We start from the raw sequence: 18,268 nt of genomic DNA on the forward strand, positions 1-18,268 counted from the left end.
GCCGGTCTTCCACAGCCGGGAGAGCCCGTCGGCTGCGACCAACCGCCTCAGCGGCTCTCGTCCGGCCGGTCGCGGTGCTCGAAGCGGCGGCGCAGCGGCTCGGAAATGCCGGTGCAGGTCTTGGCCGCCGGCCGCCGGAAGGTGCCGGTCGTCGCTTTGGCGGGCTTCAGCGCCGCCAGGGCCTCCGCCTGTTTCACCGCCGCCTGGATGCCGTCGACGAGCGGCACGGGCACCCGGTCGCGCACCGTCTGGGCGAGGCCGGAGAGCGGCGCCCCGGCGAGGATGACGACGTCCGCCTCGTGCTCGGCGACCACCCGGTTGGCGAGGTCGACGAGGGCGGCCTCCTTCTCCTCCTGCACGTCGGCGAGCGAGGTGAAGGCGCCCTGCAGCGCGAAGATGCCGGCGCAACGGCCGCGCAGCCCGTTCCAGTCGAGGCACTCGTGATACCAAGGCACGAGGCCGCCGGAAAAGGTGACGATGGCGAAGGAACGGCCGAGCATGCAGGCCGTCAGCATGGCCGCCTCCGCCATGCCGACCACGGGAATGTCGAAGAGCTCGCGCGCTCCGCCGAGGCCCGGATCGCCGAAGGCGGCGATGACGGCGGCGTCCACCCCCTCATGCGCCTCCGCCAGCATGTCCAGCGCCACGCCGGCGCCCACCACCGCATCGGCGCGGGTGGCGATATAGGGCACCCCGCGCGGCGCGGTCATGGGGACGAGCTCCGTTCCCGGCGCCTTCACGGCGGCGGCCGCCGCCATCAGGCGGTCGGTGACCGTGGCGCTGGTATTGGGATTGGCGATGAGGAGGCGCATGGGTCGTCTCGGCGTGGGGAGGCGGGAACGTTCGCCAGTGGTAACGGCTCGCCCCGGCGTGGTCATCCCTCATCGTGCTGAGCCGAAAGCCCGCGTCCTGCGTAGGAAGGCATGGAGGCGCGCCCGCAGGGCGGCCGAACGGGCGGCGGCAGGGGGCGGCGATGGCGAAAGACACGGCGAAGGACTTGGCGAATGACGGGAATGCGGCCATGCCCGCCGTCACCCTCTGGCTGGGCATCGGCGGCCTGGCGCCGTTCCTGATCCTGGCCGTGGCGCTTCTCGCCGGCGCCACCCTGCCGCTGATCGGCGGCGAGGCGGCGATCCGGGCGGCCCTGATGGCCTATGCCGTCGCCATCCTGTCCTTCCTCGGCGGCGTGCGCTGGGGGATCGCCATGGGCTATTCCGACGGCAGGTTGGCGGTGCGCGATTTCGTCATCGCCGTCGTCCCTGCCATCGTCGGCTGGGGAGCGGCGCTGTTGCCGGCGGCGACGGGCCTGTGGGTCATGACCCTCGCCTTCGTGCTGCTCGGCCTGATGGACTACGGCCTCGCCTGCCGCACGGTGGCGCCCGAATGGTACGGGCGTCTGCGGCTGGCGCTGACCGGGATCGTCTCCGCGGCGCTGGCCGCGGCGGCCCTCGCCTGAGGGCGGGGCCTCAGGCGACCCTGGCGCGGCGCGCGCGGCTCTTCGGCAGGGCGGCGGCCGCCGCGCGATCGCGCGCGTCCCGGTCCTCGCGGGCGAGACGGAGCTCGCGCAGCTTGGCGGTGTTGGCGGAGCGGGCGCTGTTGGAATCGGCGATGTCGGAGAAGACGCGATCACGGGTGATCGACTGCTTCTGGACCTTCAGGAAGGCGGCGTTGGCCTTCTGCTGCGACGGCGACATGTCGTTCATGGGACGGTCCTTTCGGGTGTCGGCGGCCGTCACGGCCGCGGGAAACAAAAAAGGCCAGGCGTGAGCCCGGCCTTCCCTATCAATTCGCCCTGTCGCTGGTCCCAGTACATCCGTGGTGACCGGACGAAGGCGAAGTGCAATCAAGCGGCCTGGAGCTGTTCGGCCGCCATCTTGCCCGACTTGTTGTCGCGCATGATTTCGAAGCCGAGCTTCTGGCCCTCGACGATGTCGCGCATTCCGGCGCGCTCGACGGCGGAAATGTGGACGAAGACGTCGGCGCCGCCGTCATCCGGCTGAATGAAGCCGAAACCCTTGGTGGCGTTGAACCATTTCACTGTGCCGGTGGTCATGACAAACCCTCCCTTTTGGCAATGGAAGACCTCCGCGCGGAAGCGCGTCGGGGTAGAACGATTTTCGAAAGGGGAAGTTCGTCAGGAGCGCGCCGAAGCGGCAATAAACAAAGTTCAGCCGAGCAAACATCGATGCCCTCTTGTAGGGGCTTTTTACGGCCAAGGCAAGACAAATATTCTCCTGATCTTTTTGATGCGCCGGCAAGCGCTGCGCTCGACGGCGAAAATCATGAAAAATAGTGTCGCAAACTGACGCCTATCCGCGCGTCGGCGCCGCCCGGTCGCCCTCGCCGAGAGGCCGCTGCATCAGGACGCAATCGACCCAGCGGTCGAGTTTCCAGCCGATGGAGGGCAGAACGCCGACCACGGTGAAGCCGCAGGCGCGGTGCAGCGCGATCGAGCCGTGGTTGCCCAAATTGCCGATGACCGCGATCATCTGCCGGTAGCCGCGCTCCGTGCACTCGTCGATCAGCCGGGTCAGCAGCGCCTTGCCGACGCCCCGGCCCTTGGCGGCGGGGGCCACATAGACCGAGTTTTCGCAGGCGAAACGATAGCCCGGCCGGCTCCGGTAGGCGCTGGCATAGGCATAGCCCACCACCGCGCCGTCGATCTCCGCGACCAGATAGGGGTAGCCGCCTGCGAGGACGGCCTGCTGCCGCTTCGCCATCTCCGCTTCATCCGGCGGCTCATATTCGAAGGAGGCGATCCCCTCCGCGACGTTCGGCCCGTAGATGGCGGTGATGGCCGGGATGTCGGCCGGCGTCGCGGGGCGGAGGGAGAAGGAAGGGGATGCCGACACGAATGACCTCGACAGGGGAGCGGCGCACCCGTTCTTCCGCCGCGCGGCAGCGGCACAAGCGGGCTCGGATCGTCACAATCATCGCCATTTGCAGAGCGCCGCGCACGCCGCTGCCGGGCTGAGTGTCAGTTGCGTCGGCCGAAGACGATGGTGGCATCCGGCGAACGGGCTGGCGGCTGGAAATTGACCCAGAACCGGGCCGGGAGGCGCACCGGATCGCCGCCCGGATTGAATTCGAAATAGTTCTTTCGGTCCGTGGAGAAGCTGAGGCTCGCGCCCGCGTCCCTGCGCACGTTCACGTTCCAGCAGTGCCGCTGATAGCAGTAGGTGGCCCGCGTCGGCGTATTGAACTGGATCCGGCTGACATTGTTGGGGTCGTTCATGGCCCTGTAGACGCCGTGCCACGTCCAGCGCCCCTCGTAATATTCGCGCCTCATGTCGATGGATTGGGCCGACGCTGCGGCCGACGCAAGGAGCAGCAGGGCGAACCCGGTGGAACCGCTCCGCCGCAACGCGCGGGCGCTCATGGTCGGGATGCAGATCGGCATGCAGGCCCCCGGCGTGCGGAATGGTCAGGACGGATGGGAGTGGCGAAATCCGACCATCGCACTGCAAAATGACAAGCCGGGGGGACGGTCGTCAATAGGCCCGCGACGCGAGACTGCACGTGCGGCGAAGGTATCGGCGGGAGGGCTTCAGCCGACGGTCGCGAGAGCGCGAAGCAGCGCTGCGACGGGCGCCTCAGCTCACGCGCACGAAGCGGCGGATGCGCGAGCGGGGCTTGGCGATGCGGCGGGTGACGGTGACGCCGCGGGTCGAGATCTCGATGCGGCGGTCCTGCGTCGGAACGAAGAACCGGGCGGTCTCGGATGCGCCGTCCACCTTCAGGAAGTCGGAGTCGTTGGCGCGCATGATCGATTTCACCGAACCGAAGGTCATGCGAAACTCCCCGCCACGAACGGACGACCGACTTGAAGAAAAATGGAGCGGGAGAAGGGATTCGAACCCTCGACCCCAACCTTGGCAAGGTTGTGCTCTACCCCTGAGCTACTCCCGCATCCGGGTACCCGCCAGCGCCTGGGCGCCAGGGGAGGGCGGTTCTATGCCAAAGGACGCCGGGGATTGCAATGGCCTGTTTTGACTTTTTTCGACGGGCCCCGGGAGGTGCCCTGGCATCCGGACTTTGACGGGTGGAGGGAGGCCCGCTATCCCCGTCGGGTGCCGCGGGTGCGGCAGAGGCGGAGCCAGGCATGGGATCGGGATTTCTCGCGCTGACCGCGGCGGCGCGCTACCGGCTGATGGATGCGACCGTTCCCGCGGCTCTGGTCGAGGGCGCCGGCGGCTGGCCGGTGCGCGACGATCTCGTGCGCGCCGACATCCTCGTGGTGGACGGCATCGTCGCGGCCGTGGATGCGGCGGGAGCCGTTCCCACGGCGCCGGGCGTGGTGCCGGTCCTCATCGACGGCTCTATGGTCCTGCCCTGTTTCGTCGACGCCCATACCCATCTCGACAAGGGGCACATCTGGCCGCGCACGCCCAATCCCGACGGCACCTTCCCGGGCGCGCTCGCGGCGGTGGCGGCCGACCGGGCCGCGCACTGGTCCGCCGCCGACGTCGAGGCGCGCATGACCTTCGCGCTGAAATCCGCCTTCGCCTACGGCACCGCCGCGATCCGCACCCACATCGATTCGCTCCCCGCCCAGATCGACATCTCCTGGCCGGTCTTCGCGGCGCTGCGCGAGGCCTGGCGCGGCCGCGTCGATCTGCAGGCCTCCTCGCTCTGCGGCATCGACGTCGCCGTGGAGGAGGGCTACCTGCCGCGCATCGCCGCGGTCGCGTCGCGCTTCGGCGGCGGACTCGGCTGCGTCACCTACATGTCGCCGAACCTGCCGGGCGGGCTGGAGGCGATCTTCTCGACCGCCCGAGAGGCCGGCCTGCCGCTCGACTTCCACGTCGACGAGACCCTCGACCCCGGCGCCCATTCGCTGCGCCTCATCGCCGAGGCGGCCATCCGCCACGGCTGGTCCTCCGCCGGGCTTGGCCGCATCGTCGTCGGCCATTGCTGCTCGCTCTCGGCGCAGCCGGAAGCGGAGGTGGAGCGGACGCTGGACCTCGTCGCCGAGGCGGGCATCGCCGTGGTGTCGCTGCCCATGTGCAACATGTACCTGCAGGACCGCCGCGCCGGTCTGACGCCGCGCCGCCGCGGCGTCACCCTGCTGCACGAGATGAAGGCGCGCGGCATTCCGGTGATGGTGGCGAGCGACAACACCCGCGACCCCTTCTACGCCTATGGCGACCTCGACATGCTGGAGACCTATCGCGAGGCGACGCGGATTCTCCACTTCGACCATCCCGTCGGCGACTGGCCGCGCGCCGCCACCGCGACGCCCGCCGAGGCCTGCGGCTTCGCCGGCCGCGGCCGCATCGCCGCCGGCACGGCGGCCGATCTCGTCGTCGTCCGCGGCCGCACCTGGACCGAACTCCTGTCGCGCCCCCAGTCCGACCGCACGGTCATCCGCGCCGGGCGCGCCATCGACACCACGCTTCCCGACTATCGCGACCTCGACACGCTTTGGAGCTGACCCCATGACGACAGGCGAGACGCAGAAAGGCGCTTCCTCCGGCGACGCCCGGCCGCGCTACGACATCGACGGCCTGAAGGCCAAGCTCGCCGGCATCAAGACCGAGGACAACGCCAATCTGGTCCGCCAGAAGAGCCGCGACTTCTACTGGTACTCGCCGACGCTCAAGCGGCAGCTCGACCACGTCGTCGGCGACCTCATCGTCTCCCCGGTGAGCGAACAGGAGGTGGTGCGCGTGCTCGCCGCCGCCCACGAGCTCGGCATCCCCGTCACGCCGCGCGGCACCGGCACCGGCAATTACGGCCAGGCCATGCCGCTCTCCGGGGGCGTCGTCCTCGACCTTTCCGGCATGAACAAGGTGCTCACCGTCCAGCCCGGCCGCTTCGTCGCCGAGGCCGGCGCCGTCATCGCCGACATCGACAAGGTGGCGCGGCCGCAGGCGCAGGAAATCCGCATGCACCCCTCCACCTATGCCACGGCCTCGGTGGGCGGCTTCATCGCCGGCGGCTCGGGTGGCGTCGGCTCCATCACCTGGGGCGGCCTGCGCGACGCCGGCAACGTGATCCGGCTCAAGGTCGTCACCATGGAGGCGAAGCCCCGCGTCCTCGAACTGACCGGCGACGACCTCGCCAAGGTCGCCCACGCCTACGGCACCAACGGCATCATCACCGAGGTGGAGATGCCGCTCGGCCCCGCCTATCCCTGGACCGACCTCTTCCTCGGCTTCGATAGCTTCGAGCGGGCGGCGGCCTTCGCCAACCTCCTCGGCGAGGCCGACGGGATCGCCAAGAAGAACGTCGCCGTCATCGCCGCCCCGGCGCCGCAGACCTATTTCCTGCGCCACCAGGACTATATGGCGCCGGGCCAGCACGTGGTGGTCGCCGTCGTCGCCGATTTCGCCGTCGACGCGGCGCTGAACCTCGCCGCCAAGGAGGGGGCCGAGCTGCTGCTGCGCTCCGACAAGCTCGCCGACGAGGAGCGCCGCAAGCTCCCTCCCGGCTTCGAGCTGACCTGGAACCACACCACGCTCCGGGCGCTGCGCGTCGATCCGGCCATCACCTATCTCCAGGTGCTCTACCCCTTCCCGGACCAGGTGAAGCTCTCCGCCTCCATCGCCGAGCGCTTCGGCGACGAGCTCATCAGCCACCTCGAATTCGTCCGCTTCGACGGCAAGGTCACCTGCTTCGGCCTGCCGATGGTGCGCTTCACCACGGAGGAGCGGCTCGAGGAGATCATGAAGATCCACGAGGACATGGGCGCGCCGATCTTCAACCCGCACCGCTACACGCTGGAGGAGGGCGGCATGAAGCAGACGGATGCCGTCCAGCTCGCCTTCAAGAAGGAGGCCGATCCCCAGGGGCTGCTCAATCCCGGCAAGATGATCGCCTGGGAGGACCCGAGCTACGACTACAACGCCGGCGGCACCTTCCTGTTCAAGGGGCTCGCCGCCGAGGCGAGCAAGGCGTGAGGCTGCGACGGTCCTCCTGATGCGCGTCCTCGTCCTCTACTGCCACCCGAACCCCGAGAGCTACGGCGCGGCGCTCCACGCCGCCGTGGTGCGCAGTCTGACCGCGGCCGGTCACGCGGTCGACGACTGCGACCTCTACGAGGAAGGTTTCGACCCGGTGCTGAGCCGGCAGGAGCGCCTCGGCTATCACGACCTCGCCGGCAACACCGATCCCGTCGCGGACCATGTCCGGCGCCTGCGCGCGGCCGAGGCGCTGGTGCTGGTCTTCCCCGTCTGGAACTTCGGCTTTCCCGCCCTCCTCAAGGGCTACTTCGACCGCGTCTTCCTGCCCGGCGTCTCCTTCGGCCTCGTCGACGGGCGCACCCGGGGCATGCTCTCCGGCATCCGCCGCATCGGCGTGGTGACCACCTACGGCGCCACCTGGATGCGCGCGACGCTGATGGGCAACCCGCCGCGCAAGTTCTGCACCCGCTCGCTGAAGGCCATCACCGGCTTCAACGCCTCCGTCACCTACCGCGCCCACTACGACATGAACCGCTCGACGCCCGCCACGCGCAGCGCCTTCCTGTCGCGGATTGAGACCGAATTCGCGGGTTGGTGAGCCGGCTCGGGTATGTCACGCTCCCGTCACCATTGACGGCGAAACATGCGCCGGCTGCGCATGCGCGGTCGCCGGGGCGCCCATGTCCCGCTGAGGGGGGAATGGCATGACCAAGCCGAAGGACTCCGACAAGGGATCGCGCGAACCCTACCGCAAGACGATCGGCGCCCATATCCAGCATGCCGCGCGCCTTCACCGCACGCTGGTGGCACGCAAGCTCACCATCCTCGGCCTCTATCCGGGCCAGGAGCAGGTGCTGAAGGTCCTCGCCGAGGGCGGCGACATGACCATGGGCGAACTCGCCGCCGCGCTGCGCGTGCGCCCGCCCACTGCATCGAAGACGGTCGGCCGCCTCGCCGCCCAGGGCCTCGTCGAGCGCCGCGGCGGCGGCTCCGCCGACGGCCGCCTCGTCCAGGTCGGCCTCACCGCCGCGGGGGTGGAGAAGTCGGAGGCCATCGACGACCTCTGGTTCGCCGCCGAGGACGAGATGCTGGCCGACATGGACGGCAAGGACGTCAAGCGCCTGCGCAAGCTGCTGCGCCGCATGGAGAAGACGTTGCGCCCTCATGCCGAGGAGCAGCCGGACGACGACGACGAGGCCGAGGAGGCCTGAGCCGCCTCAGCTCTTCGGCGCCATGGCGCGATAGGCCTCGATCACCAGCGCGTCGTCCGCCTTGCCGAGGCCCATGCCGGAGGCGGCGAGGAAGAGCTGGTGCGCGGCGGCGGCGAGGAAGAGCGGCGCCCGCGTGGCGTGGCCGGCGTCCAGCACGATGCCGAGGTCCTTGACGAAGATGTCCACCGCCGAGGTCACCGGCGGGTCCTCCATCAGCATGCGCGGGCCGCGATTGTTCAGCATCCAGCTCCCTGCGGCGCTGGAGCCGTAGATCTCCAGCAGGACCTTCGGATCGAGCCCGGCGCGCTCGCCGAGCGCCAGGGCTTCCGCGGCGGCGGCGATGTGGACGCCGCAGAGGAGCTGGTTGATGGTCTTCACCATGGCGCCGTCGCCGGCCTTCTCGCCGACGCGGAACAGCCGCGAGCCCATGACCGTCAGCACCGACTCCGCCGCGTCGAGCACGGCGGCCGGGCCCGAGGCCATGATGGTGAGCGTGCCGGCCTCGGCGCCGACCACGCCGCCCGAAACCGGCGCGTCGATGAAGCGGCGCTGGCTCTCTTCCACCTTCGCGCCGATGGCGGCGGCACGCGCCGGCGCGCAGGTGGCGCAGAGCACGACGGTGGCGTCCGGCGCCAGCGCCTCCAGCGCCCCGGCCTCGAACAGCACGGCCTCGGCCTGGTCGGCGTTCACCACCATCAGCACCAGCATGTCGGCGCCGGCCGCGGCCTCTTTCGCCGAGGTGCAGGGTTCGCCGCCGTGCTCCTTCAGCCAGGCGAGGGCGGCGGGATTGAGGTCGGTGCCGCGGACCGTGTGGCCGGCCTTCACGAGGTTCGCCGCCATGGGGCGTCCCATGGCTCCGAGGCCGGCAAAGCAGATGGTGGTCATGGTCAGGTTCCGGGCAATGAAACGATTTGCCTGACCGTCATGCCCGGCTCGGCGCCGGGCATCCACGGTTTTCTCAGAAGGGCCGCTATTCCTTCACCGCGCCGGTCATGGCCGACACGTAGTGCTCGACGAAGAAGGCGTAGAGGATGACCAGCGGCAGCGAGCCGACGAGGGCGCCGGCCATCAGCGAACCCCAGCGGAACACGTCGCCGTCGACGAACTCCGAGACGATGGCGGTCGGCACCGTCTTGTTCGGGTTCGAGGAGATGAAGGTCAGCGCGTAGATGAACTCGTTCCAGCACAGGGTGAAGGCGAAGATGAAGGCCGAGATCAGGCCGGGGACCGCCAGCGGGATGATGATCTTCACGAGGATCTGCCAGCGGCTCGCCCCGTCGATCAGCGCGCACTCCTCCAACTCGTAGGGAATGGTCTTGAAATAGCCCATCAGCAGCCATGTGCAGAACGGGATGAGGATGGTGGGATAGGTCAGGATGAGCGCGAAGGGCGTGTCGAACAGGCCGTAGACGTGAATGATGGTCGACAGCGGGATGAACAGGATCGACGGCGGCACCAGATAGGCGAGGAAGATCAGGCCGCCCACCGTCTGCGCGCCGCGATAGCGGATGCGGGTGATGGCATAGGCGGCGAGCACCGAGGCGACGATGGAGAGAAAGGTGGCGCAGACCGCCACGAACATCGTGTTCCACAGCCAGGTCGGATAGTTCGATTCGAACAGGAGTTTGTAGAAGTGGCGGAAGGTCGGCTCGCCCACCCAGAGCGGGTTGCCGCCGTGCAGGTCCAGGAGGTCCTGGTCCGGTTTGATGGACGTGATGAACATCCAGTAGAACGGAAACAGCAGCACGATCATGATGATGAAGAGCGGCAGGTAGACCGTCACGGTCTTGCGCGGCAGGCTCTCCAGATAGCTCATGCCCTCCGAGTGGTCGTCCTTGGCGGTCGACCGGCCGATGGCGGCGAGGGCTGCGGTGGTCTTCGGGTCGGTTCCGGCGGTGGCGGTCATGACAGGGCTCCGTCGGCGGGGGACAGGCGGGGGACGGGCGAGCGGCGCTCAGTCATTGCTCTCACCCTGCTGCCACTTGCGGCGCTGCAGGCCGAACCACGAGAACATGATGGCGGCGAGCAGGAAGGGCACCATGGAGATGGCGATGGCGGCGCCTTCGCCGAGATTGCCGCCGAGAATGCCGCGCTGGTAGGACAGCGTCGCCATCAGGTGGGTGGCGTTCACCGGGCCGCCGCGCGTCATCGCCCAGATCAGCTGGAAGTCGGTGAAGGTGAAAAGCACCGAGAAGGTCATCACCACCGCGATGATCGGGGTGAGCAGCGGATAGGTCACATAGCGGAAGTTCTGCCACTTGGTGGCGCCGTCCAGCGTCGCAGCCTCGTAGAGGGAGGGCGACACGGTCTGCAGGCCCGCCAGCAGGGTGATGGCGATGAAGGGAATGCCGCGCCAGATATTGGCGAAGATGACGACGCACTGGGTGAGGAAGGGGTCGCCCATCCAGTTGATCGGCGAGGAGCGGTCGATGAAGCCGAGCTTCACCAGGCCCCAGGTGATGACCGAGAACTGGGTGTCGAAAATCCACCAGAAGGCGACCGCCGAGAGCACCGTCGGCACGATGAAGGGGATCAGCACCACCGAGCGGATGAAGGCCTTGAAGGGCAGGTTGTTGTTGAGCAGCAGGGCGAGATAGAGGCCGATGGCGAATTTCACCGCCGAGGCGACGAAGGTGAAGACGAGGGTGAAGACGAGGGCATGGATGAAATCCCGGTCGTCGAGGAGCCACTCGAAATTCTCCAGGCCGACGAAGCGCCCCTCGCGGCCGATGCGCGCGTCGGTGAAGCTCATCCACAGGCCCTTGCCCAGCGGGTAGACCAGGAACAGCACCAGGAAGGCCATGGCCGGCACCATGAACCAGAAGCCGAGCCAGTTCCGGTTGACCTTGAGCTGGTCCCACGCCGAGGGCTCGCCCGCGGGGGGACGCGCTGTGGTTCGGGCGATGGCGGCATCGGTCATGACGGTCTCCGGGCGGCTGCGGGAGCGGGGGCGGCGAACCGCCCCCGTCCGGGAATCGTGGTCGGGCGGCGGCGCCGCCCGGCAGGTCAGCGATAGATGCGGCGGAGCTGGCGCTCGGCGACGCGGATCGCGCCCTCCACGTCTTCCTTGCCGGTACAGTGGTTGGCGAAGAGGTCGACCACGATGAAGTCGGCGATGGCGGTTGCCGCCTTCTCGTTGATCGGGCCCTTGTAGCCGGCGGGGAAGGAGCGCTTCGCCGACTCACGGAACACCTTCGCCTTGGGATCGGCGGTCCAGACCGGGTTGTTGTCGTAGGCGTTGAGGAGATGCGTCAGGTAGCCCTGCGCCGCCTCCAGCCAAGGATTGAAGTTCTCGGCCTCCAGGATGAAGGCCATGAAGGCCTTGCAGGCGTTCGGATAACGCGAATAGGTCATGCCGAACATCGGGAAGGCGAGCTGGATCTCGGCCGGCTTGCCGATCGGGCCGATCGGCCAGAAGGCATGGTCCATGTCGGCCGCGATCTCGCGCTGCTTGGCGTCCTGCGAGGCCTTGGCCGCGGCATAGATGGAGATGCCGTTGGCGGTCAGCGAGATTTCGCCGGAGAGGAAGGCGCGGTTGTTGTTGGAGTCGTTCCACGCCGCCGTGCCGGGGATGAACGTGTCCCACAGCTCCTTGGCGTAGCGCAGGGCGGCGCGGGTCTCCGGCGAGTTGATCGTGATCTTCTCGTTCTCGTCCACCTGGGCGGCGCCGTGCGACCACAGCAGCCAGTGCGCGAAGGCGTTGCCGTCGCCGGTGGCGCGTCCGAGCGGGAAGCCCGAGGGCGTGCCCTTCGCCTTCAGCGCCTTGCAGAGTTCGAGGAAGCCCTTGGTGTCCTGCGGGATCTCGTTGAAGCCGGCCGCCTTCACCTGCGAGATGCGGTAGTTGATGTAGCCGCCGTTGACCGCGACGGGAATCGAGATCCACTTGCCGCCGGACTTGCCGTAGGCCTCGGCCAGCGGCACCCAGCCGCCGTATTTCTTGCCGAGATAGTCGGCGACGTCGGTCACCTCGAGGCACTTCTGCGGGAAGAGGTGCGGCACCGAATAGAGCGACCAGATGAGGTCGGGGCCGGTGCCGGTATTGGCGGCGACGGAGGCCTTGGGCTGAACGTCGTCGAAGCTCTCGCTCGACACGTTGACCTTGCAGCCCGTCGCCTGGGTGAAGGCGGCCACCATCTTGTTGAACTGGGCGTCCTCCGCCTCGACGAAGCGGCGCCAGCGCAGGAGGTTCAGCGTCGCGCCGGCCTCCGGCTTGAAGGGCGAGGCCTGCGCCCAGGCTCTGGCCCAGTCGGTCAGGCCGGAGCCGGTGAGGACGCCCGCGGCGGCGGCGCCCTTGACGAGGGTACGGCGAGTGAAGGCAGTCATCGGGTTATCCTCCCATCAGGATCCGGAGCCCATCTTCGCCGTGGGCCTTGCCGGTTGTTGTCGAAGCGGGTTTGCCCCGCCTGTTGGATCGGGCGTCGCCCGGTATCAGTGACGCGCCAGCGTCTTGCCGCTCTGCGCGTCGAACAGATGCGTCACCCGCCGGTCGGTGGCGAGGCGGATCTTGTCGCCGGGCCGGAAGTCGTGGCGCTCGCGGAACACGGCGATGACCTCCTGGCCGTCGAGCCGCGCCACCACCTGGATCTCCGACCCCGTCGGCTCGACCACGACCACCTCGGCTTCCGCCCCGGCTTCGTTGTCGATGAGGAAATGTTCGGGTCGGATGCCGTAGATGGCCGGCGTGCCGGCCGAGGCGGCCGGCGCCGTGCCGAGCGGCAGGCGGGCGCCACCCTCCAGCACGAAGCTCTGCCCGTCGATCTTGCCGCGCAGGAAGTTCATGGCGGGCGACCCGATGAAGCCGGCGACGAAGAGGTTGATGGGGTTGTCGTAGAGATCGAGCGGCGCGCCCATCTGCTCGACGATCCCGTCATGCATGACGACGATCTTGTCGGCCATGGTCATGGCCTCGATCTGGTCGTGGGTCACGTAGACCGTGGTCGTCTTCAGCCGCTGGTGCAGCTCCTTGATCTCGGTGCGCATGGCCACGCGCAGCTTGGCGTCGAGGTTCGACAGAGGCTCGTCGAAGAGGAAGACCTGGGGGTCGCGGACGATGGCGCGGCCCATGGCGACGCGCTGGCGCTGGCCGCCGGAGAGCTGCCGCGGGAAGCGGTCGAGCAGGGCGCCGAGGTTGAGGATCTCCGCCGCGCGCTTCACCTTGGCGTCGATCTCGCTCTGGTCGGCGTTCCTCAGCTTCAGCGAGAAGCCCATGTTCGCCGCCACGGTCATGTGCGGATAGAGCGCGTAGTTCTGGAACACCATGGCGATGTCCCGCTCCTTCGGCGGGACGTTGTTCACCACGCGGTCGCCGATGGCGATCTCGCCGCCGGTGATGTTCTCCAGCCCCGCGATCATGCGCAGCAGCGTGGATTTGCCGCAGCCGGACGGCCCCACCAGCACGACGAACTCGCCGTCCGCGATGGGAACGGAGACGCCGTGGATGATTGCGGTCGAGCCGAAAGACTTGCGCACGTCGCGGATGTCGACGGATGCCATTCACATTCCTCCCGTGGGCCACCTGGACCCTGCCTCCTGCCACCGGCCCTTGACCTGGGCTCTGCGATCCGGTCCCGTGGGGTACCGGTGCGGCATGAGGCTTGTTCGGCGGCCAGTGTGGCATGCGAAAATCGGAAATCAAGTGTGATCACGGCTCGGCACGGTTGAAATTCAATCGGTTGAAAACAGCGGACTCGCGCTGCTCTTGATCGATTAACCGCATGAGGCGGGCCCGAGGGAGACGACCAATGACGAAGCCAGACCTGCTCATGACCGGACCCATGATGCAGACCATCCAGGACCAGATCGCCCAGCGGTTCACGGTCCACAAGCTGTGGGAGGCGGCCGACAAGGAGGCCTTCCTGCGCCAGCTCGCGCCGAGCGTCGTGGCCTTCGCCTCGGGCAGCCACGTGCCCTGCGATCCGGCCCTGATGGGGCGCTTTCCGGGCCTGAAGATCGTCTCCTCCTTCGGCGTCGGCTACGACCATGTGGACGCCGCCTGGGCCGGGCAGAACGGCATCGTCGTGACCAACACGCCCGACGTGCTCAACGAGGAGGTTGCCGACACCGCCCTCGGCCTCCTGCTCTGCACCATGCGCCAGCTGCCGCAGACGGACCGCTACCTGCGCGCCGGCAAGTGGCTGGAGAAGCCCTATCCGCTCACCGGCACGCTGCGCGACCGCAAGGTCGGCATCCTCGGCCTCGGCCGCATCGGCAAGGCCGTCGCCCGGCGTCTGGAGGCCTTCAACGTGCCGATCGTCTATCACGGTCGTTCCGAGCAGAAGGACGTGCCCTACCGCTACTATGCCTCGCTGGTGGAGATGGCGCGCGACGTGAACGTGCTGCTGATCGTGGCGCCCGGCGGCGCGGCCACCAACAAGATCGTCAACCGCGAGGTGCTGGAGGCGCTGGGTCCCGACGGCGTCCTCATCAACGTCGGCCGCGGCTCGGTCGTCGACGAGGCGGCGCTGGTCGAGGCGCTGAAGGCGAAGACCATCCTCTCCGCCGGCCTCGACGTGTTCGAGGACGAGCCGCGGGTGCCGGCCGAGCTCGTCGCCATGGACCACGTGGTCCTCTTCCCGCATGTCGGCTCGGCGTCGGTCTACACCCGCAACGCCATGGCCCAGCTCGTCGTCGACAACCTCGTCTCCTGGGCCGACGGCAAGGGCCCGCTCACCCCCGTCGCCGAGACGCCCTGGCCGCCGAGGATGTGACCCGTCAGGCCGCCTCCACCTTGAGGACGGCGCCCTCGAAATCCGTGACGCGCACACGGGCCCCGGCCGCAAGGTCGGGCCCGGTCACCAGCCAGACCGAGTCGGCGACGCGCACGCGGCCGCGTCCCGCCTGGATCGGTTCCTCCAGCGTGAACTCCCGGCCCACCATCGCCTCCATCCGGCGGTTGAGGTCGGGCTTGTCGCTGGTCGTGCCGTTGCTCGCCCGCGTCACCCGCACCCAGCCGAACAGGCAGATGAGCGACAGCGCCGCGAAGACGGCGAGCTGGATCTGCCAGGGTCCCGGCAGGACGAGGAAGACCGCGCCGGTGAGCGCGGCGGCGGCGCCGAGCCAGATGAGGAAATAGCCCGGCGCCAGGATCTCCAGCGCCATCAGCACGGCGGCGAAGGCGATCCAGCTCCAGGCGCCCCAGGAGGCGAGGGTTGCGACGATCATCTCAGCCCCCCGCGCTCGGCACGCTGCCGCCGCGGCCCGGCGGGCGCGGCGCCGGCCCGTCGGGTCCGAAGGCGGCCTTGGCGATCTCGCCGATGCCCGACAGCGAGCCGAGGATCTGCGTCGCCTCGACGGGCAGGATCAGCGTCTTCTGGTTCGGCGACATGGCGAGGGCTTCCAGCGCCTTCAGATATTTCTCGGCGATGAAATAGTTCACCGACAGGGCGTTGCCCCCGGCGATGGCGGCCGAGAGCATCTCGGTAGCCTTGGCTTCCGCCTCCGCCTGACGCTCGCGCGCCTCGGCGTCGCGGAAGGCGGCCTCGCGGCGGCCCTCGGCCTCCAGGATCTGCGACTGCTTCTCGCCCTCGGCGCGCAGGATTTCCGACTGCCGCTGGCCCTCGGCCTCGAGGATCACGGCGCGCTTCTCGCGCTCGGCCTTCATCTGCCGGCCCATGGCGGCGACGAGGTCGGCCGGCGGCGCGATGTCCTTGATCTCGATGCGGTTCACCTTGATGCCCCAGGGCGAGGCCGCCTGGTCGACGACGCGCAGCAGGCTCTCGTTGATCGTGTCGCGGTTGGAGAGCAATGCGTCGAGGTCCATCGAGCCCATGACGGTGCGGATATTGGTCATGGCGAGGTTCATCAGCGACAATTCGAGCCGCGTGATCTCGTAGGAGGAGCGCGCCGCGTCCAGCACCTGGAAGAACAGCACGCCGTCGACGGTCACCTTGGCGTTGTCCTTGGTGATCACCTCCTGGCTCGGCACGTCGAGCATCTGCTCCATCACGTTCACCCGGTGGCCGATCCGGTCGATGAAGGGGATGATCAGCCTCAGCCCCGGATGCAGCGTCCGCACGTAGCGGCCGAAGCGCTCCACCGTCCATTGATAGCCCTGCGGCACCGTCTTGATGGCGGCGAAGAGGAACAGGATCACGACGAGGGCGACGGCGATCAGCGCGATGTCGCTGCCGGCGAATGGGAACATGATGTCTCTCCGTTGCGGACTGGGCCCGGTGCGGACGGTCGGCGCCCGGGCGGGCGGGGCGCGGCCGTCGAACCGGCGCCGGCGGGCTCAAGGCCTATCACGACGGGTCGAGGGAACCACCGTCATATTGCATGGCCGTGGCGGCGGGACGGGTGCGGTGTTTCGCCCGGTCCGCCTTGTTGCGAATGTTTTGCAACTGTCTTGACAGCAGCGCCCGCGGCCTTCACTTTATTGCAAATGATTTGCAACAGCAGATTTGCCGGCCCCAAGACCAGGTGACGCGATGATCGAGGACCTGAGCCGCCGTACCCTTCTCGCCGCCGCCGCCGCGGCGGCCGTGATGCCGACCGCCGGCCTGGCCCAGGCGCCGCGCCGCCCGGTGATCGTCACCACCACCGCCATGCTGGCCGATGCCGTGCGCATGCTGGCCGGCGAGCAGGTGGCGGTGGAGGCGCTGATGGGCGAGGGCGTCGATCCCCATCTCTACCGGCCGACCCGCGCCGACATCGTCAAGCTGACCCAGGCCGATCTCGTCGTCGCCCACGGCCTCGGCCTCGAGGCGCAGTTCCGCGAGACCTTCGTCCAGCTCGCCCGCCGCCGGGCGCCGGTCCTCGCCGCCGAGGCCATCGCCCGCGACCGGCTGCTCAAGGATGCCGAGGTCGCCGACAAGCCCGATCCCCACGTCTGGATGGATCCCACGCTCTGGGCCGTGGTCGTGCGCGCCGTGTCCGAGGCGCTCGCCGCCCTCGACCTTCCCGGCCGCAGCCGCATCGCGCCCGATCTCGCGCCGGTCCTGGCGCGGCTCGAGGCGCTCGGCACCTATGCCGGCCAGGTCCTCGGCTCCATCGCCGCCGAGCGCCGCGTCCTCGTCACCGCCCACGACGCCTTCGGCTATCTCGCCCGCGCCTACGGCTTCGAGGTCCACGGCATCCAGGGCCTCTCCACCGAGAGCGAGGCCGGCCTCAAGGCCATCGAGGCGACCGTGGACCTGGTGGTCCAGCGCCGCATTCCCGCGATCTTCGTCGAGAGTTCGGTCTCCGACCGCAACATCCGCGCCGTGATCGAGGGCGCCGCCCGCCGCGGTCACCGGGTCGCCGTCGGCGGCGAGCTCTTCTCCGACGCCATGGGCAAGCCGGGGACCTATGAGGGCACCTATATCGGCATGATCGACCACAACGTCACGACCATGGCCCGGGCGCTCGGCGGCACCGCCCCCGAAAAGGGCATGTCCGGCCGGCTGACGGGCTGACGTGGACATGCTCGCCCCCACGCCCCCCGAGGCCCTCGCCCCCGCCGTCGGTCGCCTGGCGATCGAGGGACTGTCGGTCGCCTATCGCGGCGTGCCGGTGCTCGTCGACGTGAGCTGGACGGCTCCCGCCTCGGGCCTCGCCGCCATCGTCGGCCCGAACGGGGCGGGCAAATCCACCCTCATCAAGGCCGTTCTCGGCCTCGTGCCCTCCACCGGACGCGTCACCATCGGTGGTGAGCCGGTCGACGCCATGCGCGACGCCACCGCCTATGTGCCGCAGCGCGCCACGGTCGACTGGGACTTTCCCGCCACCGCTCTCGACGTGGTGCTGCAGGGCATGGTGCGCGAACCCGGCTGGTTCCGCGGCTATGGCCGCGCCCGCCGCGAGCGCGCCCTCGCTCTGCTCGACCGCGTCGGCCTCGCCGATCTCGCCTCCCGCCAGATCGGCCAGATGTCCGGCGGCCAGCAGCAGCGCGCCTTCCTCGCCCGGGGCCTCGCCCGCAACGCCGCGATCCTCTTCCTCGACGAGCCGCTGGCCGGTGTCGACGCAGCCTCCGAGCGCATCATCCTCGACGTCTTCGACGATCTCGACCGCGACGGCCGCCTCGTCGTCTGCGTCCACCACGATCTCGGCACGGTCGCCGAGCGCTTCGCCGAGGTCCTGGTGCTGAACAAGACGGTCATCGCGGCAGGGCCCGTCGCCGAGGCCTTCACCCCGCAGAACCTCGCCCGCGCCTATGGCGTGCCGCTGGCGGTCTGA

The 18,268-nt window shown here is 68.9% G+C and carries 21 protein-coding genes and 1 tRNA gene; 8 read left to right on the plus strand and 14 right to left on the minus strand.

Annotated features, from left to right (window positions below):
• Positions 1 to 47 precede the first annotated feature (47 nt).
• Positions 48 to 812, minus strand: a complete 765-nt coding sequence (locus C6569_RS19745) for an aspartate/glutamate racemase family protein (RefSeq protein ID WP_106750472.1) — start codon at positions 810 to 812, stop codon at positions 48 to 50.
• Positions 813 to 1,021: 209 nt separating this feature from the next.
• Between C6569_RS19745 and C6569_RS19750 the strand changes: the two genes are divergently transcribed.
• Positions 1,022 to 1,456 carry a DUF3429 domain-containing protein gene (locus C6569_RS19750; protein WP_181313826.1) on the plus strand — a complete coding sequence of 145 codons (435 nt, stop codon included), beginning with the start codon at positions 1,022 to 1,024 and terminating at the stop codon, positions 1,454 to 1,456.
• Positions 1,457 to 1,466: 10 nt separating this feature from the next.
• Here C6569_RS19750 and C6569_RS19755 read toward each other — a convergent pair whose 3' ends face one another.
• From C6569_RS19755 to C6569_RS19780, 6 genes are all read right to left on the minus strand, one after another.
• Positions 1,467 to 1,703, minus strand: a complete 237-nt coding sequence (locus tag C6569_RS19755) for a hypothetical protein (protein ID WP_106750474.1) — start codon at positions 1,701 to 1,703, stop codon at positions 1,467 to 1,469.
• Between the two features lie 140 nt (positions 1,704 to 1,843).
• The gene (locus C6569_RS19760; RefSeq protein WP_106750475.1) at positions 1,844 to 2,053 is read right to left on the minus strand and encodes a cold-shock protein; all 210 of its coding nucleotides are present in this window, start codon (positions 2,051 to 2,053) and stop codon (positions 1,844 to 1,846) included.
• Between the two features lie 256 nt (positions 2,054 to 2,309).
• Positions 2,310 to 2,852 carry a GNAT family N-acetyltransferase gene (locus C6569_RS19765; protein ID WP_106750476.1) on the minus strand — a complete coding sequence of 181 codons (543 nt, stop codon included), beginning with the start codon at positions 2,850 to 2,852 and terminating at the stop codon, positions 2,310 to 2,312.
• Positions 2,853 to 2,977: 125 nt separating this feature from the next.
• The gene (locus C6569_RS19770; protein WP_106750477.1) at positions 2,978 to 3,400 is read right to left on the minus strand and encodes a hypothetical protein; all 423 of its coding nucleotides are present in this window, start codon (positions 3,398 to 3,400) and stop codon (positions 2,978 to 2,980) included.
• 193 nt (positions 3,401 to 3,593) lie between these two features.
• Positions 3,594 to 3,791 (minus strand): hypothetical protein, encoded by a 198-nt coding sequence (locus tag C6569_RS19775; protein WP_106750478.1) that lies wholly within the window; start codon positions 3,789 to 3,791, stop codon positions 3,594 to 3,596.
• Between the two features lie 43 nt (positions 3,792 to 3,834).
• A tRNA-Gly gene (locus tag C6569_RS19780) sits at positions 3,835 to 3,909 on the minus strand.
• A gap of 193 nt (positions 3,910 to 4,102) precedes the next feature.
• On the opposite strand from C6569_RS19780, the gene C6569_RS19785 reads away from it, so the two are divergent.
• The 4 genes from C6569_RS19785 (at position 4,103) to C6569_RS19800 (ending at position 8,116) form a co-directional block, all read left to right on the plus strand.
• Positions 4,103 to 5,434 (plus strand): cytosine deaminase, encoded by a 1,332-nt coding sequence (locus tag C6569_RS19785; protein WP_106750479.1) that lies wholly within the window; start codon positions 4,103 to 4,105, stop codon positions 5,432 to 5,434.
• Positions 5,435 to 5,438: 4 nt separating this feature from the next.
• A complete protein-coding gene (locus C6569_RS19790) occupies positions 5,439 to 6,902 on the plus strand; it encodes an FAD-binding oxidoreductase (protein ID WP_106750480.1) in 1,464 nt (487 codons plus the stop codon).
• 19 nt (positions 6,903 to 6,921) lie between these two features.
• Positions 6,922 to 7,503, plus strand: coding sequence for an NAD(P)H-dependent oxidoreductase (locus tag C6569_RS19795; protein ID WP_106750481.1), 582 nt, complete (start codon positions 6,922 to 6,924; stop codon positions 7,501 to 7,503).
• Positions 7,504 to 7,609: 106 nt separating this feature from the next.
• Entirely contained in the window at positions 7,610 to 8,116 is a 507-nt protein-coding gene (locus C6569_RS19800; RefSeq protein ID WP_106750482.1) for a MarR family winged helix-turn-helix transcriptional regulator, read from the plus strand.
• 6 nt (positions 8,117 to 8,122) lie between these two features.
• Here the strand turns inward: C6569_RS19800 and C6569_RS19805 are convergent, their stop codons facing one another.
• The 5 genes from C6569_RS19805 to C6569_RS19825 form a co-directional block, all read right to left on the minus strand.
• Positions 8,123 to 9,001, minus strand: coding sequence for an NAD(P)-dependent oxidoreductase (locus tag C6569_RS19805; protein WP_245898168.1), 879 nt, complete (start codon positions 8,999 to 9,001; stop codon positions 8,123 to 8,125).
• A gap of 85 nt (positions 9,002 to 9,086) precedes the next feature.
• Positions 9,087 to 10,022: a carbohydrate ABC transporter permease gene (locus C6569_RS19810; RefSeq protein ID WP_106750483.1), complete on the minus strand. Its 936-nt coding sequence runs from the start codon at positions 10,020 to 10,022 to the stop codon at positions 9,087 to 9,089.
• A gap of 48 nt (positions 10,023 to 10,070) precedes the next feature.
• Positions 10,071 to 11,036: a carbohydrate ABC transporter permease gene (locus C6569_RS19815; protein ID WP_106750484.1), complete on the minus strand. Its 966-nt coding sequence runs from the start codon at positions 11,034 to 11,036 to the stop codon at positions 10,071 to 10,073.
• Positions 11,037 to 11,122: 86 nt separating this feature from the next.
• Entirely contained in the window at positions 11,123 to 12,439 is a 1,317-nt protein-coding gene (locus tag C6569_RS19820; protein ID WP_106750485.1) for an ABC transporter substrate-binding protein, read from the minus strand.
• 105 nt (positions 12,440 to 12,544) lie between these two features.
• Positions 12,545 to 13,609: an ABC transporter ATP-binding protein gene (locus C6569_RS19825; protein ID WP_106750486.1), complete on the minus strand. Its 1,065-nt coding sequence runs from the start codon at positions 13,607 to 13,609 to the stop codon at positions 12,545 to 12,547.
• Between the two features lie 248 nt (positions 13,610 to 13,857).
• Here C6569_RS19825 and C6569_RS19830 point away from each other — a divergent pair, with 248 nt between their 5' ends.
• The gene (locus C6569_RS19830; protein WP_106750487.1) at positions 13,858 to 14,823 is read left to right on the plus strand and encodes a 2-hydroxyacid dehydrogenase; all 966 of its coding nucleotides are present in this window, start codon (positions 13,858 to 13,860) and stop codon (positions 14,821 to 14,823) included.
• A 4-nt stretch (positions 14,824 to 14,827) separates the two neighbouring features.
• Here C6569_RS19830 and C6569_RS19835 read toward each other — a convergent pair whose 3' ends face one another.
• Both C6569_RS19835 and C6569_RS19840 read right to left on the minus strand, forming a co-directional pair.
• Positions 14,828 to 15,277, minus strand: coding sequence for an NfeD family protein (locus C6569_RS19835; protein ID WP_106750488.1), 450 nt, complete (start codon positions 15,275 to 15,277; stop codon positions 14,828 to 14,830).
• Position 15,278: 1 nt separating this feature from the next.
• A complete protein-coding gene (locus C6569_RS19840; RefSeq protein WP_106750489.1) occupies positions 15,279 to 16,259 on the minus strand; it encodes an SPFH domain-containing protein in 981 nt (326 codons plus the stop codon).
• Positions 16,260 to 16,542: 283 nt separating this feature from the next.
• Here C6569_RS19840 and C6569_RS19845 point away from each other — a divergent pair, with 283 nt between their 5' ends.
• Together C6569_RS19845 and C6569_RS19850 are read left to right on the plus strand one after the other, a co-directional pair.
• Positions 16,543 to 17,508 (plus strand): metal ABC transporter solute-binding protein, Zn/Mn family, encoded by a 966-nt coding sequence (locus C6569_RS19845; protein ID WP_181313827.1) that lies wholly within the window; start codon positions 16,543 to 16,545, stop codon positions 17,506 to 17,508.
• Positions 17,509 to 17,515: 7 nt separating this feature from the next.
• Positions 17,516 to 18,268, plus strand: coding sequence for a metal ABC transporter ATP-binding protein (locus C6569_RS19850; RefSeq protein WP_106751158.1), 753 nt, complete (start codon positions 17,516 to 17,518; stop codon positions 18,266 to 18,268).

This window comes from Phreatobacter cathodiphilus, assembly GCF_003008515.1.
Classification (GTDB): Bacteria; Pseudomonadota; Alphaproteobacteria; order Rhizobiales; family Phreatobacteraceae; genus Phreatobacter; species Phreatobacter cathodiphilus.

Excerpts from the sequence above, each read along its gene's own strand:
- C6569_RS19805 (WP_245898168.1), bottom strand. The coding sequence starts at position 9,001 with ATGACCACCATCTGCTTTGCCGGCCTCGGAGCCATGGGACGCCCCATG.
- C6569_RS19845 (WP_181313827.1), top strand. The coding sequence starts at position 16,543 with ATGATCGAGGACCTGAGCCGCCGTACCCTTCTCGCCGCCGCCGCCGCG.
- C6569_RS19760 (WP_106750475.1), bottom strand. The coding sequence starts at position 2,053 with ATGACCACCGGCACAGTGAAATGGTTCAACGCCACCAAGGGTTTCGGC.
- C6569_RS19795 (WP_106750481.1), top strand. The coding sequence starts at position 6,922 with ATGCGCGTCCTCGTCCTCTACTGCCACCCGAACCCCGAGAGCTACGGC.
- C6569_RS19755 (WP_106750474.1), bottom strand. The coding sequence starts at position 1,703 with ATGAACGACATGTCGCCGTCGCAGCAGAAGGCCAACGCCGCCTTCCTG.
- C6569_RS19800 (WP_106750482.1), top strand. The coding sequence starts at position 7,610 with ATGACCAAGCCGAAGGACTCCGACAAGGGATCGCGCGAACCCTACCGC.
- C6569_RS19785 (WP_106750479.1), top strand. The coding sequence starts at position 4,103 with ATGGGATCGGGATTTCTCGCGCTGACCGCGGCGGCGCGCTACCGGCTG.
- C6569_RS19840 (WP_106750489.1), bottom strand. The coding sequence starts at position 16,259 with ATGTTCCCATTCGCCGGCAGCGACATCGCGCTGATCGCCGTCGCCCTC.
- C6569_RS19770 (WP_106750477.1), bottom strand. The coding sequence starts at position 3,400 with ATGCCGATCTGCATCCCGACCATGAGCGCCCGCGCGTTGCGGCGGAGC.
- C6569_RS19850 (WP_106751158.1), top strand. The coding sequence starts at position 17,516 with ATGCTCGCCCCCACGCCCCCCGAGGCCCTCGCCCCCGCCGTCGGTCGC.
- C6569_RS19790 (WP_106750480.1), top strand. The coding sequence starts at position 5,439 with ATGACGACAGGCGAGACGCAGAAAGGCGCTTCCTCCGGCGACGCCCGG.
- C6569_RS19835 (WP_106750488.1), bottom strand. The coding sequence starts at position 15,277 with ATGATCGTCGCAACCCTCGCCTCCTGGGGCGCCTGGAGCTGGATCGCC.
- C6569_RS19775 (WP_106750478.1), bottom strand. The coding sequence starts at position 3,791 with ATGACCTTCGGTTCGGTGAAATCGATCATGCGCGCCAACGACTCCGAC.
- C6569_RS19825 (WP_106750486.1), bottom strand. The coding sequence starts at position 13,609 with ATGGCATCCGTCGACATCCGCGACGTGCGCAAGTCTTTCGGCTCGACC.
- C6569_RS19830 (WP_106750487.1), top strand. The coding sequence starts at position 13,858 with ATGACGAAGCCAGACCTGCTCATGACCGGACCCATGATGCAGACCATC.
- C6569_RS19745 (WP_106750472.1), bottom strand. The coding sequence starts at position 812 with ATGCGCCTCCTCATCGCCAATCCCAATACCAGCGCCACGGTCACCGAC.
- C6569_RS19750 (WP_181313826.1), top strand. The coding sequence starts at position 1,022 with ATGCCCGCCGTCACCCTCTGGCTGGGCATCGGCGGCCTGGCGCCGTTC.
- C6569_RS19820 (WP_106750485.1), bottom strand. The coding sequence starts at position 12,439 with ATGACTGCCTTCACTCGCCGTACCCTCGTCAAGGGCGCCGCCGCCGCG.
- C6569_RS19815 (WP_106750484.1), bottom strand. The coding sequence starts at position 11,036 with ATGACCGATGCCGCCATCGCCCGAACCACAGCGCGTCCCCCCGCGGGC.
- C6569_RS19810 (WP_106750483.1), bottom strand. The coding sequence starts at position 10,022 with ATGACCGCCACCGCCGGAACCGACCCGAAGACCACCGCAGCCCTCGCC.